A 14,475-nucleotide genomic window follows, 5' to 3' on the forward strand; every position below is an offset into this window, starting at 1 on the left:
CCGAATAACATCGAATACCGGAGCCAAGCCATGAACGCCAAGCCCGAGCCAGCGGTGTTGCCGCTCGATGTCGAGCGCATCCGCGCCGATTTCCCGCTGCTGTCGCGCACCGTCCACGGTAAGCCGCTGATCTATTTCGACAACGCCAACACGAGCCAGAAACCCGTGTCGGTGATCGAAGCGGTGGACCGTCACTACCGCGAGCACAACGCCAACGTGGCGCGCGCCGTGCACACGCTTGGGGAGGAAGCTACCGCTTCCTACGAGGGCGCGCGTGATGCCATCGCGCGTTTCGTCAATGCCAATTCGCGCGACGAAGTCATCCTGACGTCCGGCACCACGCAGGCGATCAATCTCGTCGCGTACAGCTACGCGATGCCACGCATGAAGCCGGGCGATGCGATCCTCACCACGGTGATGGAACATCACGCCAACATCGTGCCCTGGCAGCTCGTCGCGGAGCGCACGGGCGCGACCGTGAAGGCCGCACCGATCGACGCGAACGGCGAGCTTATCCTCGAGAAGTTCTTCGAGATGCTGACGCCCGAGGTCAAGCTGGCCTGCGTCGGTCACGTCTCTAACGTGCTGGGCACGGTCAATCCGATTCGCGAGATCGCCCGTGAGTGCCGCAAGCGTGGCATCCCCCTGTTGGTCGATGGCTCACAGGCGGCTCCGCATCGTCGCATCGACGTGCAGGCGCTGGGTTGCGATTTCTACGCGATCACCGGCCATAAGATGCTCGCGCCGACCGGCACGGGTGCGTTGTGGGCGAAGCGCGAACACCTCATGGCGATGCCGCCCTTCTTCGGCGGTGGCGAGATGATCCGCGAGGTTCGCTTCGAAGGAACCGTGTTCGCCGATCCGCCGCATCGTTTCGAAGCCGGCACGCCGAACATCGCGGGTTTCGCGGGCATGGCGGCGGCGATCCGCTACATCGAAGACATCGGTTTCGATCGGCTCGCGGCGTACGAGCAGGACCTTCTGGCGTACGCCACGCAGGCCGTGGAGAGCCTTCCCGGCGTACGGATCTTCGGTCGGGCGAAAGAGAAGGAACCGGTCATTTCGTTCCTTATCGAAGGCGCGCACGCGAACGACATGGCGACCCTGCTCGACCTGCAGGGAGTTGCCGTGCGTTCGGGCCATCATTGCGCGCATCCGCTCATGCATTTCTTCGGTGTCCCCGCGACGCTGCGCGCCTCGTTGGCCTTCTACAACACCAGGGCCGAGGTCGACGGTTTCATCGAAGCCATCGGCAAGGTGCGCAAACTGCTGCTGTAATAAGCAGCGGCTCGCGCTGGGCCGGCCTTCTGTAGGAGCCGATTCATCGGCGAGCTCTTGCTTTGTCTCGCCCCTGTAGGAGCCGATTCATCGGCGAGCTCTTGCTTTGTTGGGGGGTGCGGCAAGCAACCTGGGAGGAGCCGCTGCGGAGCAGCGGGTTTAGTTATTATTCGCCGATGAATCGGCTCCTACATGTACCTATTAACCATGACACCGACGCATACCTTTCGTAGCGCTACCCCCGCCGACGCTCCGGTGATCACTGCCCTGGTCGAGTCCGCTTACCGCGGTGACGCCAGCCGGGTCGGTTGGACAACCGAGGCTGACTTCCTGCACGGTCGGCGCACCGATGTCGTCGAGATCGAGGACCTGCTCAGCAGCGAAAACGGTCGTTTCGTTCTCTTCGAGCGCGAAGGCGCAATCGGTGCCTCCTGCTATATCGAACGTCAGGGCGCGGTCTGTTACTTCGGCATGTTCTCCGTGCACCCGCCATTGCAGGGTTCGGGTATTGGCCGCCTCGTCATCGAGGAGGTCGAACGGATCGCACGGCACGAGTGGGGCAGCGAGCGCATCGAAATGACCGTGATCGATATCCGCGCGGAGCTGATCGCCTGGTACGAGCGTCGCGGCTACGTCCGTACCGGGCGTACCAAGGCGTTCCCGTACGGCGACGAACGCTTCGGCCTGCCGCAGCGCGACGATCTCCGGTTCGAGTATCTGGTCAAGGACCTTGCACCGTGACCGACTGGACCCGCGTCGGTACGCGTAGCGAACTCCTGCCCGGGGAGTTCCGGGTGGTGTGGGATGGCGATACGGCCATTGCCGTCTACAACGTCGATGGCGCGCTCTACGCCATCGAGGATGTCTGTACCCATGACGGCGGCGAACTGGCGGGAGGACCCGTGACAGGCTTCGAGGTGGAGTGCGTGCGCCATGGCGCGCGATTCGACCTGCGTACCGGAGAGGTCACCTGCCCGCCGGCCTATGAGCCGGTCACGGTGTTTCCCGTCGAAGAACGTGACGGCGCCATCTGGACCCGTGACGACCGCTGATCCCGGTCACAGTCATAGCCTGAAGGCTATGGCGCCCAAGGCCTTCACGCCCTAAGCTTTACCACGGCAACACTCGTACCGGGGAATCCATGTTTTCGAACGACCGTCGGCGCATGGCGCTCGCGTTCGCGCTCCTGTTCGTCCTGTACCAGGCGGCCGAAGGCATCGGCGCTCGCCTGCTTCACAGCGTGTCCGTCCAGGCAGGCTTCCTGCTAGCGATGCTCGCCGCCGCGTGGCCGCTCGCCCGCTGGCTCGGTTTCCGGGGCTACGAGGCTTATGCGCTCGAGTGGCGTCGCGCCGCGCCTCTCATGCTGGCCGGTGGTCTCGCGCTTGCCTTGCTGATGAAGTACGTCGCGGTCTGCGTAGGCATGGCCCTGAACGTCTACGCGGCGCGGGCACCCGCGTCGACACCCTCCGCGGCGGTGTCCTTCCTGTCATCGATACCCTGGGCGCTCCTGGTGACCCTCGTACCGTCGCTGGCCGAAGACCTGCTCACGCGCGGGTTTCCCTATCGCGCTGCGCGCCTTCGCTGGCAGCCGTGGATGTTCGTTCTCGCATCCAGCGTGCTCTACGTCCTGGACCACATCTACCGGCTAGGGCATGGGCCGACCGAGTGGGCGACGCTGTTCTGTTTCGGCCTGGCCTATGGCACGGCCGTGGTTCGCACCGGCTCGCTGTGGATGGCCGTCGGCATGCACTGGGGCTGGAACCTGGCCAATGTGCTGATCGGCGACATCCTCCCGCACGACGTGCTCTCGACAGCCTGGGCGCCATGCCTCTCGGCGGCGGCGCACCTGGTCATGCTGGGCGTGTTGTTCGCGATTCCAACGCAGCTCGAACGCGATGCACTGGATGCCGACCTGGCCTGAAGGATCGCCTCAGAAGTGGTAGACGAAGGCCAGGGTTTCGGTGACCTGGCGGGTCGCTCCGAAGCGGCTTACCAGCGGACTCGAGCCGGCATCGCCGTAGAGTTTCGCGTACTTCACGGCCAGCGCGAAGCCGGTCTGCTTCGAGGTGGGAATGAAGGCGTCGTACTCGATGTCCGCCGATTCGCCGCCGGCGCCGGGACGCCATGCCCGCGTGCCGAGACTTTCTGCCTCGGTGGGCGTGATGCCGAAAAACCGACGCATGGCCGGGCCGTTCATGCTCTCCACCTGCACTTCCAGCGAATGCTGGATGTACCAGACGTCAGGGAGCTGGTAGTCGACGTAGAACGCCGCATAGGCACCTGCGCCATCGGTGTCGTGCGCGACGTGGCTTCCTATGCTGAATTTCTTCGTGAATGCGTATTCGAGGTAGCCACCGCTCTGGAAGCGCGGCGATAGCGAGGCGACCTTGCCGCCGAGTGGGCCCAGGTCGTCACGTGTGCGGCCCCACAGCCAATTGGCGTAGAGGCCACCATGCCAGTGCTCGCCGTGGATGAGGTCTACGAGGAGGCCATCCGCCGTGGACAGTTCGCCGAGCCCGGGAATTTCCACGTCGACATACGGGATGCCCTGGTTGCGGTGGTCTTTCGAGCCCAACCAGGCCGGCATCCGCTGCACGCCCGCGCCAAAGGCGTACGTGGGTGCTTCATCGTCTTCGGCATGGACGGCCGCGGAGGCCACGAGCAGGGACAGGGCGACGAGACACGAACGACGCATGCGAAAAGCCGGGACGGGGAAGCGTAAAGCATGCCACACGTAGCTTAATTTACGCTTTCATCACGGGGAAAGGAGTTGGAAAGGCAGTCCACGTAGCCTGCGCATCATCCTGAAAAACGGCTGCTTACGTTGTGCTGAGCTCACCTGCCTGGAACATTCTCTGCGACTTTGACGGCACGATCGCCGTCGAGGACGTCATCGACTCATTACTGGACCGCTACGGCCGTCCGGGTTGGGAAATCCTCGAGCGCGACTGGCGCGCCGGCGTGATCGGTTCGGCCGTCTGCATGGCTGGCCAGGTCGCCCTGCTCGACATGAGTCGCCCGGAACTGGATCGTCATCTGGCCGGCCTGCATATCGACCATGGTTTCGCAGGTTTCGTGAAAGCCACGATCGATCTCGGTATTCCGATGGAGATCGTCAGCGACGGTCTGGACCAGGCGATCCACGCCATTCTTGCCAACCACGGTATCGACAGCCTGCCGACCGTGGCCAACCATCTCGACCAGGCTGGCCCGCGTGCATGGCAACTCACCTCGCCATACAGCGTGGCGGGGTGCCGCAGCGGCACCTGTAAGTGTGCCCGTGCCGAGGTGGCAAAGGCGCGCGGCGGCAAGACCCTGCTCATCGGCGACGGCGCTTCCGACTTCTGCGCGGCCGATCGCGTTGACTTCGTCTTCGCCAAGAACCGCCTCATCGAGCACTGCCGCGCCGCCGGTATCCCCTACGTGCCGATCGCCAGCTTCGACGAAGCGATCGAACTGCTCCCCGCTCTGATCGACGGCACCTTGCTGCCGCAGACCGCTATGCCCATTACCGCGACGAACGTCCAGGAAATCCCCGCATGACCATCTTCTCCAAGAACCCGCAGGTCGTCATCGACGACGCGACCCTGCTCGCCGACGAGGCGAAGTACTGCTCCTTCGGCGACACCGTGCACTACGTCGATCCGCCGAAGATTTTCCGTCACGCTGAAGGCAGCTACATCTACGACAGCGAGAACATCCCGTTCCTCGACCTGCAGATGTGGTACTCGGCCGTGAACTTCGGCTACGGCAACAAGCGTCTCAACGACACCCTGAAGGCGCAGATCGACCTGCTGCCGCAGGTGGCCAGCCAGTACCTGCACCAGGGCAAGATCGAGCTCGCCAAGACCATCGCGGTCGACGCCAAGCAGAAATTCGGTCTGGACGGCCGCTGCCACTTCAACGTCGGCGGCGCGCAGGCAGTGGAAGACTCGCTGAAGATCGTGCGCAATGCGCGCGGCGGCAAGAGCCTCATGTTCGCCTTCGAAGGCGGCTATCACGGCCGTACGCTTGGCGCTTCCTCGATCACCTCCAGCTACCGCTACCGTCGTCGCTTCGGCCACTTCGGCGAGCGCGCGCAGTTCATCCCGTTCCCGTATCCGTTCCGTCGCCCGAAGGGCATGACGCCGGAAGAGTATTCCGATGCCTGCGTGGCCCAGTTCGCCCGCCTGTTCGAAACCGAATACAACGGCGTGTGGGATCCGAAAGTGGGCGAGGCCGAATACGCCGCGTTCTACGTCGAGCCGATCCAGGGCACCGGTGGCTACGTCATCCCGCCGAAGAACTTCTTCATCGACCTGAAGAAGGTGCTCGACAAGTACGGCATCCTGATGGTCGTCGACGAAATCCAGATGGGCTTCTGGCGTACCGGCAAGCTGTGGTCCATCGAGCATTTCGGTGTGAGCCCTGACGTCCTGGTGTTTGGCAAGGCGCTGACCAACGGCCTCAATCCGCTGTCCGGCATCTGGGCGCGCGAAGAACTGATCAACCCGGAGATCTTCCCGCCGGGCTCCACGCACTCCACGTTCAATTCCAACCCGCTGGGTACGGCGCTGGGCCTGGAAGTGATCAAGATGGGTTACGAGCTCGACTACGGCACCCGCGTGGCCGAGAAGGGCAAGCACTTCCTCGACGGCCTCCGTGACCTGCAGAAGCGCCACAAGGAAATCGGTGACGTGGACGGCCTCGGCCTTGCACTGCGCGCCGAGATCTGCACGGATGATGGTTTCACGCCGAACAAGGCGCTGCTCGACCGCATGGTCGACATCGGTCTTGCCGGTGGCCTCACGCACAACGGCAAGAAGATCGGTCTCGTGCTCGACGTCGGCGGCTGGTACAAGAACGTGATCACGTTCGCCCCGTCGCTCGATATCTCGCACGACGAAATCGACCTGGCTATCGCGTTGCTCGACCAGCTGCTGACGCTGGCCAAGCGCGGCTGATAACCCTCAGCCGATTGCTATGTGTGGGAGCCGCTTCAGCGGCGATTGGAGTCGCGGCATCTCCGCTTCGTTGGCTTTTCGCCGCTGAAGCGGCTCCCACATGGTTTTCGGCTCCTGCCAGGCAGGGTGCTTGCTCCTGTGGGAGCCGATTCATCGGCGATGCTCTTGCCGCCCTCACCACCGCCCGATCAGATGCTGCACCAGCAAACTGGTCAACGCGACGGCAGCCCAAACCCCCAGCCCCAGCAGGATTGGGCGCGGCCCCGTAGAGGCCATCCGACGCAGGTCTGCCGACAGGCCGATCGCCGTCAGCGCGACGATGATCAGGCACTCCGCGATGAAATGAATCACCGGCAGGGCGACCTCGGGAACGAGGCCGGCCGTGCGAATGCCTGACGCCACCAGAAACCAGACGATGAACCAGGGGAAGATTTTCGCCAGGCTGAAATCGCTCGCGCCGCTGCGCTTCTCGCGCCAGGCGACGATAAGGGCAAGACCCAGGCTGATCGGAATGATCAGCGTGGCGCGCGTGAGCTTCACGATGGTCGCGAAGTCACCAGCCGCGTGGCTGTAGCTGTAGCCGGCGGCAACGACAGACGATGTATCGTTGATCGCGGTCCCGGCCCATAGACCGAAACCAAGGTCCGACAGGCCCATCCAGTGACCCAGCGCAGGAAACAGCAGGACCGCGACCAGGTTGAACAGGAAGATCGTCGAGATGGCGAAGGCCGTGTCGTGTTCGTCGGGCTTGATGATCGGAACGACCGCAGCGATGGCCGAGCCGCCGCAGATGGCGGTGCCCACGCCGATGAGGAGCTTCAGCTTGTCGTGCACGCCTAGCACGCGGCCAAGGATCCACGCGGCGAGGCCGGCGGCAGCGACGGTAGCCAGTGTCACCGAGAGGGATTCCATGCCGGTGTGGGCCACCTGCGTGAGGCTAAGCCCGAAGCCGAGCGCGATGATCGACCACTGCAGGACCTGCTTGGAGGCAAAACGTATGCCGGGCTGGAAGCGCGCTTCCGGCGGGGCGAAGTGGCGTACCAGGATGCCAAGCACGATGCCGCATACGGCACCGCCGATAAGTGGCACCAATCGACCAAGGCCGAAGGCCACGCACGCAACGGACAGGGCCAGCAGCACGCCGGGAAGGCGCGAGGCGGATGGAGGGGGCAGGGTGACTGCGGACACGGCGGGGTCTTCCACGGGACGATGGAATCATTGTCCGGCGAGGCCACGGATAAGAATATTGAAAATGCCTGATCGGGTGTATAAATATAACTTATGCATGCCGTCAGCCCGCGCCAGCTCGAAGTCTTCGTCGCCGTCGCCACGGCGGGCAGCGTTCGCGCTGCGAGCGAACGTCTTTTCCTCAGCCAGCCGGCAGCGAGCATGGCCCTTGCCGAGTTGGAGCGGCAGATCGGCTCCCAGCTATTCGCGCGCGAGCGCGGTCGTCTCCGGCTGAACGACCGCGGGCGCGAACTTCTGCCACTGGCCCGGGAATTGATTGAACGGCACACCGAGTTCGGTCGCCGCGCGGAAGGATCGGTGGCCGAGCTCAGTGGTGACATCGGTATTGGCGCGAGCAACACCGTTGGCAACTATCTTGTCGGCGACCTGCTGGGACCGTTCGCTGCCGGGTATCCCGGCGTGGCGCTACGGCTGGGCGTTGCCAACACCGCCCGCATCGCCCAGGGCATCCTCGACCACGCTTTCGATATCGGCTGTGTCGAAGGGCCGGTCAATCATCCGGCCATCGAATCCCGCCCGTGGCGCGAGGACCGCCTCGTCGTGTGTGCACCTCCCGATCACCCGTTGTCCGGAAAGGCGCGGTTGAAGCGCGAGCATTTTGCCGGCGAGCGGTGGGTATTGCGCGAACGTGGGTCAGCCACGCGCGCGCTCAGCGAGCAAGCGCTTGCCGCGCTGCCAGAGGGCAGGGTGGTGCTCGAGCTCGATCAGTCCGAAGCGATCAAGCAGGCCGTCATCGCCGGGCTGGGAATTGCTTGCCTGCCGGAGGTGGCGATCGTGGATGCGGTGAAGACGGAGCGGCTGGTGGTCCTGCCAACACCGTTCCTGGACCTGAAACGGACGTTGTCGATCCTCTTGCATCGACAACGTTATCGCGGGGCTGTGCTGGAAGCCTTCCTGGCGACCCTCTGACTCAGCCGAGCACGCAGCGGTTCTTGCCCGAGCGTTTGGCCTCATACATGGCGGCGTCGGCGGCAACGACGAGTCGGTCGTACGCGTCGCCGGGGACGAAGAGTGTCACGCCGATGCTTGCTCCGATCTTGACGGCAAGGCCGCTGCCATTGACCTCGAGGGTATACGGCTCGGCGATCGCGTCGCACAACGTCTGGCATCGGGCGAGAGCGGCCTGCGCGTCGGTGGCGTCGTTCAGTAGTACGGCAAACTCGTCACCGCCGAGCCGGGCGACGGTGTCGGAGCCACGGGTGCGGCCGCCAAGACGACCCGCAATGGCCTTCAGCAGTGCGTCGCCAGCGGCATGCCCGTGACCGTCGTTGACGCCCTTGAAGCCGTCGATATCGATATAGGCCAGTGCGAACGAGCCACCGGCGGTATCTCCTTCGGCGATGGCGGTCTCGAGGCGCTCGCGGAACAGCACGCGATTGGGCAGTCCGGTCAAGGCATCGTGCGTGGCCTGGTGACGTACGAGCTGCTCCATGCGCGTGCGTTCGGCGACTTCGCTCGTGAGCTGCTCGTTACGCGACGATAGTTCGTCCAGCGCCTGCTGCAGCAGCGCGCGCGCCCTGTACAGCTCCAGGAAGATCTTCACCTTAGACTGCAGGATCACGTCGTTGATCGGCTTGGCGATGTAATCGACCGCACCCGCCGTGTAGCCCTTGATGCGGTTGATGTCATCGGCGTAAGCCGCGGTGACGAAGATGATCGGTGTCTCGCTGAGGTGATCCGACTCGGAAATGAATTCGGCCACTTCGAAGCCGTCCATCTCGGGCATGTTCACGTCCAGCAGCACGAGCGCGAACTGGTGATCCAGGCATAGCGCGAGCCCTTCGTTTCCGCTCGCGGCCTCGTAGATGTCGGCATCCGTGCGTGCGAGCAGGCGCCGCATGGCGACAAGGTTGGCGGGCGTGTCGTCGACGACGAGGATCTTGGGGCGATTCGAATTCATGGAAGACACAGTTCGTTGAGCTTGGCCGCGATGGCCTCGAGGGAGAGGCAGGCATCGGCGCCAGCGGCCTCCAGGCCGGCAAGTGGCATGGTGTCCGCTTCAGCGGTGAGGGGATCCTGCACGATGGCGTAGCCACCGGCACGACGTACGGCGACGAGCCCCTGGGCGCCGTCGGAGTTCGCGCCGGTCAGCAGTACGGCGATCAATCCGTCGTGCCAGGCATCCGCCGCAGTCTCGAAGAGGACATCGATCGATGGTCGCGCGTAGGCGACCTTCGCGTCGACGCTCAGCGAGAAGTGAAAGTTGGGTTCGACCAACAGGTGGTAGCCGCTGGGCGCCACGTGAACCACGCCCGGATCGACTGGCGCGCGTTCACTGGCTTCGACCACGGGAAGCGTGGCGTAGCGACCCAGCAGATCGACGAGGATGGATACGTCGGCCGAGCCGGTGTGGCAGCAGATGACCACGGGCACGCCAAGGCGCGGATCGATTCCCGGCAGCAGGCGCTGCAGGGCGGTGAGGCCTCCCGCGCTGCAACCGATCACGATGGCTCGTGACGTCGTCATCGTACGAGGGCCCTCGCACCGGCACCACCTACCTGATAGATGCGCAGGCCGTGATCCACATCGGCGAAACCGGTGGCGGCGGGGGAGAAGTCGATGTTCTCCCGCGTGCCCAGGCAGAGGAAGCCGCCGCGCACGAGGCTGTCGCGGAACAGGCCAAGCGTGCGGTCCTGCAGGGGGTTGCTGAAATAGATCAGCACGTTCCGGCACAGGATGAGGTGCGCTTCGCAGAACACTTCGTCTGTAACCAGGTTGTGGTTGAAGAACGTAACGTTGCGACGCAGTCGCTGGTCGAGCTTGATGAAGTCGTAGCGGGCGCTGTAGTAGTCGCTCAACGAGTGGCTGCCACCGGCTTCCATGTAGTTTCGCGACCAGTCGCGAGCGTCACGCGTGGCATAGATGCCCTCGGCGGCGATGGCCAGCGCGGCATCGTTGAAATCCGTCGCGTAGATACGCGACCGCTCGTAGAGCCCGGCCTCTTCGAGCAGGATCGCCAGCGAATAGACCTCTTGTCCGTGAGCGCAGCCTGCCTGCCAGATGTTGATCTCCGGGTACGAGGCGAGGATGGGAAATACCTTGTCGCGAAGAGCGCGGAATACCGGCGGGTCGCGGAACATTTCCGAAACCGGCACGGAAAGGCCCTCGATCACGCGGGTCACGAAGCCCGCCTCATGCAGGAGCCGGCTGTTCAGTTCGCTGATCGACGCGACGCCGTGCGTGCGCACCAGCTGCTGCACGCGACGCTTCAGCGAGGCCGGGGCGTATTCGCTGAAGTCGTAGCCGTGGCGCAGCTGCATGGCGCGCACGAAAAGCTGGACCTCGATGTCTTCGACGTCCACGTCAGCTCCTTGTGGGCAACCAGACGCGGATCATCGACAGCAGGCGATCGACGTCGATCGGCTTGGACAGGTAGTCATTGGCGCCGGCCTCGAGGCATTTCTCGCGATCGCCGCGCATGGCCTTGGCGGTAAGCGCGATGATCGGCACTTTCGCAACCTCCGGACGGGCGCGGATGGCGCGCATGGTGTCGTAGCCATCCATCACCGGCATCATGATGTCCATCAGGACCAGTTCGATACCCTTGTCGGTATCCATGGTGTCGAGCGCCTTCTGGCCGTCCTGGGCCATCACGACATCAATGCCCTTGGCTCGCAGCACCTTGGACAACGCGAACAGGTTGCGCATGTCATCGTCGACCAGCAGCAGGCGACGGCCGCGCAGGCTGGCTTCGTCGACACCGCCGGCCGCGGTCGCGGCTTCATCGCGCGCGCCTCCGCCATGGCGGATCGAATGCAGGAACAGGCTCACTTCGTCGAGCAGGCGGTCCGGCGAGCGCGCACCCTTGACCACGATGCTGTCGGTGTACTGGCGGATCTTCATGCTCTCTTCGCGGCTCAGGTCACGTCCGGAATAGACGACCACCGGCGGGGTATGGCCACCGCGCGAAAGATGTTCGAGGAACTCGATGCCGGACATGCCCGGCAGGCCGAGGTCGAGCACGATGCAATCGAAGACGGTGTGCGAGGTCATGGCCAGCGCCTCCTCGCCGGATGCGGCTTCCTCGATCACGACCGAGTCGTCCTTGAGCAAGGTGCGTACCGCGGTGCGCGCGTTCGCGTCGTCGTCGACGACGAGCAGGTGACGCGTGCGACCTTCGGCGAAGTGGAGCAGGCGGTCGAAGGCACTGGCGATGGATTCGCGGCTGACCGGCTTGGTAAGGAAGCCCACGGCGCCCAGTTCCAGGCCACGCGAGGCGTCGTCGGTGGCCGAGATGAAGTGCACGGGGATGTGCCGCGTGGCAACGTCGCCCTTGAGGCGCTCGATCACGGTCCAGCCATCCATGCCGGGAAGCATGACGTCGAGAAGAATGCCGGTAGGGCGATAGCGCCTTGCCAGTGCGAGGCCGGATTCACCATCGCCGGCGGCCAGGACGCGGTGACCTTTCCGATGAACCATGTCGGCGAGGATGCGCGCGAAGGCAGGGTCATCCTCGACGATCAGGATGACCGTGTCTCCCGGGCCGATGGACGCACGATCGTCGTCGATGGTGTCGGCGAGGAGGCCGGGTGAGAGCGGCAGGGTGGCTTCAGCGGCGGCCTGCTGAAGGGGAGTGGCGTCTATCGCGTTGCCCGTGTCGGGTGCTTCCTCTGGCAGGTAGACGGTGAAGCTGCTGCCACGGCCCGGTTCGCTGGCAAGCACGATGTCGCCGCCGAGCAGCATGGCGATGCGCCGCGATATGGCCAGTCCCAGCCCGGTGCCGCCGTACTGGCGGCTGGTGCTGGCGTCCACCTGCTCGAAGGCATGGAACACGCGCTGCATCTTGTCGGCCGGAATGCCGATGCCGGTGTCGCTCACGACGATGGCGATGGTCGATGAGGGGGCGAGGCCGGCCGGCAGCACTGCGCCGGGAGCCGGCCGCGAAATGTGCACACCGACCGTGCCGCTGGCGGTGAACTTGAAGGCGTTGCTCAGCAGGTTGTTGGCCACCTGTTCGAGCTTTGCGCCGTCCGTGCGGATGGTGGCGGGGAGTGTGGGGTCGACATTGACGGTGAACGCCAGCTTCTTTTCCTGGGCCACGTGGTTGAACGTGCGAGCCAGCGTGCGTGCCAGGTCGGCGAGCGGGAAGGTGTCGACAACCAGTTCCATCTTGCCGGCTTCGACCTTCGAAAGGTCGAGGATGTCATTGATGAGGCGGAGAAGATTGGAGCCGGCGTCGTGGATGATGCGGGCCGATTCCACCTGTTCGCCCGAAAGGTTCTCCTCGTCGTTGTCGGCCAGGCTGCGTGAGAGGATCAACAGGCTGTTCAGCGGCGTGCGGAGCTCGTGCGACATGTTGGCCAGGAACTCGGACTTGTACTGGCTGGCACGTGCCAGCTCCTCCGCCTTTTCCTGCGTCTCCACCTGCAGCGCCTGGAGGGCGTCCTTCTGTTCGTTGAGCGTGACACTCTTCTCGCGGAGCTCCTCATTCGAGGCATGCAGCTCTTCGGTCTGCACCCGCAGCTCTTCCTCAGAGGCGACCAGACGCTGGGACTGCTCCTGCAGTTCGGTCGTCTTCGTTTTCAGTTCTTCGTTGGTCGAGCGCAGGTCTTCCTGCTGGCTGCGCAGGGCCTCCTCGGAGGCGCGCAGCTCATCGGCCTGGCTCTGCGTCCGCTCGAGCAGCGCGCGCGTGCTGATGGCCCGGCCGAGGTTCTCCAGCGAGAGCGCGACGATCGGCATCAGCTCTTCGAGGAGGCGGTCTTCGATCGGCGTGAGATGGGCGAAACTGCCGATCTCGAGGACGCCGAGCAGATGATCACGCGAGGCGACCGGCATGACGACGATGCTGCGAGGCGTACCTTCGCCCGTACCCGAATGAATGCGGGTGTAGTCCTCGGGAACGTCCTGCAGGACGATCGTCCTTCGCTCGATCGCGGCCTGGCCGACCAGGCCTTCGCCCAACTGGTACTCGGGAGTGATGTGGCGGCGCTCCTTGAAACCATACGCGCCGAGCCGCTCGAGGCGGGCGTGTTCCTCGTGGAAGAGATAGAAGATGCCGACGCCGGCCTTCATGACCGGAACGAGTTCGGAAACCAGCACATCGGCGAACTCGCGGTAGGTCGTCGCGCCCTGCAGCTTGTTGGAGATGTTGGTGACCGTGGACTTCAGCCAGGTCTGGCCGGCCGTCTCGATGGACATCTCCTTGAATACCTGGAGGGCCCGCGCAATCTCGCCGATCTCGTCGCGGCGGGTGAGCTGGCGCACCTCGATGGTGTGGTCGTGCGCGGCCAGGCGCGTCATCAGCTCGGTCATGCGCACGATCGGGCGCGTGATCAGTCGGAAGGTCATGCCGATGACGAACAGGCCGAACGCCAGGCAGGCGAGCAGCGAGATGACGTCGATGTACTTCGTGGCCGCGAGCACGTCGTCCAGCGCGCTGTTGCGCTTGTCGAGTAGCACGGTCTCGGTGGCCGACATATCTTCGATCAGCTTGCGCACGTCGGTCATGACGACCGTGCGGTGGGCGAGGTATTCGTGACGGATGGCCTCGCGCGCCTGTGCGCCCTCGGGCGTGGCGGCATTGCCAATGGCCCGCGTGGGCTCGAGGGCATATTTGGTGACCTCGGCCTTCCAGCGGTCGAGCATGTCCTGCAGGCGGTCGATGCGCGACTGCTGCAACGGATTGTCGATCGTCAGCTGGCGCAGGGTGGCCATGCCCTTGACCAGGCCGCGGTCGGCGTTCTGGAAGTCGTCGTATTCAGCATCGGACTGGTTGAGCAGGTAACCGCGGGTTGCAACCTGCCGCTCCTGCGCATCGTCATTCACCTCGGCCAGGGTCAGCAGTACCACGTAGGTATGGCTCGACCAGGCCCGGGTGTCGTTTTCACGCCACAGCGAGCCGAGATTCGCGATGGAGGCCACGACGAACAGGGCCAGCAGGGCACCAATAGCGATGACAATCTTGCGCTGCAAGGGTTGGTCGGCGAGCCAGCTGCGCTTCTTTTCGTTCGGGGACATGCGATGACCGGTCAAGGGTTCAGGAAGTAACCATGCCACTGTTTCGTGG

Annotated in this window: 13 protein-coding genes; 7 read left to right on the forward strand and 6 right to left on the reverse strand. The window is 64.3% G+C overall.

Going from position 1 to position 14,475, the window contains the following annotated elements; all coding sequences use genetic code 11:
- Nucleotides 1–30 precede the first annotated feature (30 nt).
- The 4 genes from ACVWWJ_RS05235 to ACVWWJ_RS05250 all read left to right on the forward strand — a co-directional run bounded on the left by ACVWWJ_RS05235 (nt 31) and on the right by ACVWWJ_RS05250 (nt 3,199).
- Entirely contained in the window at nt 31–1,278 is a 1,248-nt protein-coding gene (locus ACVWWJ_RS05235; RefSeq protein ID WP_456967010.1) for an aminotransferase class V-fold PLP-dependent enzyme, read from the forward strand.
- 192 nt (nt 1,279–1,470) lie between these two features.
- The gene (locus tag ACVWWJ_RS05240; RefSeq protein ID WP_456967011.1) at nt 1,471–2,019 is read left to right on the forward strand and encodes a GNAT family N-acetyltransferase; all 549 of its coding nucleotides are present in this window, start codon (nt 1,471–1,473) and stop codon (nt 2,017–2,019) included.
- Nucleotides 2,016–2,330 carry a non-heme iron oxygenase ferredoxin subunit gene (locus tag ACVWWJ_RS05245; RefSeq protein ID WP_456967012.1) on the forward strand — a complete coding sequence of 105 codons (315 nt, stop codon included), beginning with the start codon at nt 2,016–2,018 and terminating at the stop codon, nt 2,328–2,330. The genes ACVWWJ_RS05240 and ACVWWJ_RS05245 overlap by 4 nt, the downstream gene beginning before the upstream one ends.
- Before the next feature lie 89 nt (nt 2,331–2,419).
- Nucleotides 2,420–3,199: a CPBP family intramembrane glutamic endopeptidase gene (locus tag ACVWWJ_RS05250; RefSeq protein WP_159889222.1), complete on the forward strand. Its 780-nt coding sequence runs from the start codon at nt 2,420–2,422 to the stop codon at nt 3,197–3,199.
- 9 nt (nt 3,200–3,208) lie between these two features.
- Here the strand turns inward: ACVWWJ_RS05250 and ACVWWJ_RS05255 are convergent, their stop codons facing one another.
- Nucleotides 3,209–3,973 (reverse strand): MipA/OmpV family protein, encoded by a 765-nt coding sequence (locus ACVWWJ_RS05255; RefSeq protein ID WP_456967013.1) that lies wholly within the window; start codon nt 3,971–3,973, stop codon nt 3,209–3,211.
- A 134-nt stretch (nt 3,974–4,107) separates the two neighbouring features.
- Between ACVWWJ_RS05255 and ACVWWJ_RS05260 the strand changes: the two genes are divergently transcribed.
- Both ACVWWJ_RS05260 and ACVWWJ_RS05265 read left to right on the forward strand, forming a co-directional pair.
- On the forward strand, nt 4,108–4,821 hold the full coding sequence (locus ACVWWJ_RS05260; protein ID WP_456969661.1) for an HAD-IB family phosphatase: 714 nt from the start codon (nt 4,108–4,110) through the stop codon (nt 4,819–4,821).
- A complete protein-coding gene (locus ACVWWJ_RS05265; protein ID WP_456967014.1) occupies nt 4,818–6,221 on the forward strand; it encodes an aspartate aminotransferase family protein in 1,404 nt (467 codons plus the stop codon). Before ACVWWJ_RS05260 ends, ACVWWJ_RS05265 begins: the two co-directional genes overlap by 4 nt.
- A 174-nt stretch (nt 6,222–6,395) precedes the next feature.
- Here ACVWWJ_RS05265 and ACVWWJ_RS05270 read toward each other — a convergent pair whose 3' ends face one another.
- Nucleotides 6,396–7,409, reverse strand: a complete 1,014-nt coding sequence (locus ACVWWJ_RS05270) for a YeiH family protein (RefSeq protein WP_159889215.1) — start codon at nt 7,407–7,409, stop codon at nt 6,396–6,398.
- A gap of 93 nt (nt 7,410–7,502) precedes the next feature.
- Here ACVWWJ_RS05270 and ACVWWJ_RS05275 point away from each other — a divergent pair, with 93 nt between their 5' ends.
- A complete protein-coding gene (locus tag ACVWWJ_RS05275; RefSeq protein ID WP_456967015.1) occupies nt 7,503–8,378 on the forward strand; it encodes a LysR substrate-binding domain-containing protein in 876 nt (291 codons plus the stop codon).
- A gap of 1 nt (nt 8,379) precedes the next feature.
- Here ACVWWJ_RS05275 and ACVWWJ_RS05280 read toward each other — a convergent pair whose 3' ends face one another.
- Genes ACVWWJ_RS05280 through ACVWWJ_RS05295 form a run of 4 tightly spaced genes read right to left on the reverse strand, consistent with a single transcriptional unit; the run spans nt 8,380 to nt 14,426 of the window.
- Complete coding sequence (locus ACVWWJ_RS05280; protein ID WP_456967016.1) at nt 8,380–9,369, reverse strand: diguanylate cyclase domain-containing protein; 990 nt, start codon at nt 9,367–9,369, stop codon at nt 8,380–8,382.
- The gene (locus ACVWWJ_RS05285; protein ID WP_159889209.1) at nt 9,366–9,935 is read right to left on the reverse strand and encodes a chemotaxis protein CheB; all 570 of its coding nucleotides are present in this window, start codon (nt 9,933–9,935) and stop codon (nt 9,366–9,368) included. The genes ACVWWJ_RS05280 and ACVWWJ_RS05285 overlap by 4 nt, the downstream gene beginning before the upstream one ends.
- Nucleotides 9,932–10,771: a CheR family methyltransferase gene (locus ACVWWJ_RS05290; RefSeq protein WP_456967017.1), complete on the reverse strand. Its 840-nt coding sequence runs from the start codon at nt 10,769–10,771 to the stop codon at nt 9,932–9,934. Before ACVWWJ_RS05290 ends, ACVWWJ_RS05285 begins: the two co-directional genes overlap by 4 nt.
- Before the next feature lies 1 nt (nt 10,772).
- A complete protein-coding gene (locus ACVWWJ_RS05295; protein ID WP_456967018.1) occupies nt 10,773–14,426 on the reverse strand; it encodes a response regulator in 3,654 nt (1,217 codons plus the stop codon).
- Nucleotides 14,427–14,475: the final 49 nt, after the last annotated feature.

It is taken from the genome of Luteibacter sp. HA06 (assembly GCF_054061215.1).

Excerpts from the sequence above, each read along its gene's own strand:
- ACVWWJ_RS05235 (WP_456967010.1), top strand. The coding sequence starts at position 31 with ATGAACGCCAAGCCCGAGCCAGCGGTGTTGCCGCTCGATGTCGAGCGC.
- ACVWWJ_RS05285 (WP_159889209.1), bottom strand. The coding sequence starts at position 9,935 with ATGACGACGTCACGAGCCATCGTGATCGGTTGCAGCGCGGGAGGCCTC.
- ACVWWJ_RS05240 (WP_456967011.1), top strand. The coding sequence starts at position 1,471 with ATGTACCTATTAACCATGACACCGACGCATACCTTTCGTAGCGCTACC.
- ACVWWJ_RS05255 (WP_456967013.1), bottom strand. The coding sequence starts at position 3,973 with ATGCGTCGTTCGTGTCTCGTCGCCCTGTCCCTGCTCGTGGCCTCCGCG.
- ACVWWJ_RS05275 (WP_456967015.1), top strand. The coding sequence starts at position 7,503 with ATGCATGCCGTCAGCCCGCGCCAGCTCGAAGTCTTCGTCGCCGTCGCC.
- ACVWWJ_RS05265 (WP_456967014.1), top strand. The coding sequence starts at position 4,818 with ATGACCATCTTCTCCAAGAACCCGCAGGTCGTCATCGACGACGCGACC.
- ACVWWJ_RS05250 (WP_159889222.1), top strand. The coding sequence starts at position 2,420 with ATGTTTTCGAACGACCGTCGGCGCATGGCGCTCGCGTTCGCGCTCCTG.
- ACVWWJ_RS05295 (WP_456967018.1), bottom strand. The coding sequence starts at position 14,426 with ATGTCCCCGAACGAAAAGAAGCGCAGCTGGCTCGCCGACCAACCCTTG.
- ACVWWJ_RS05280 (WP_456967016.1), bottom strand. The coding sequence starts at position 9,369 with ATGAATTCGAATCGCCCCAAGATCCTCGTCGTCGACGACACGCCCGCC.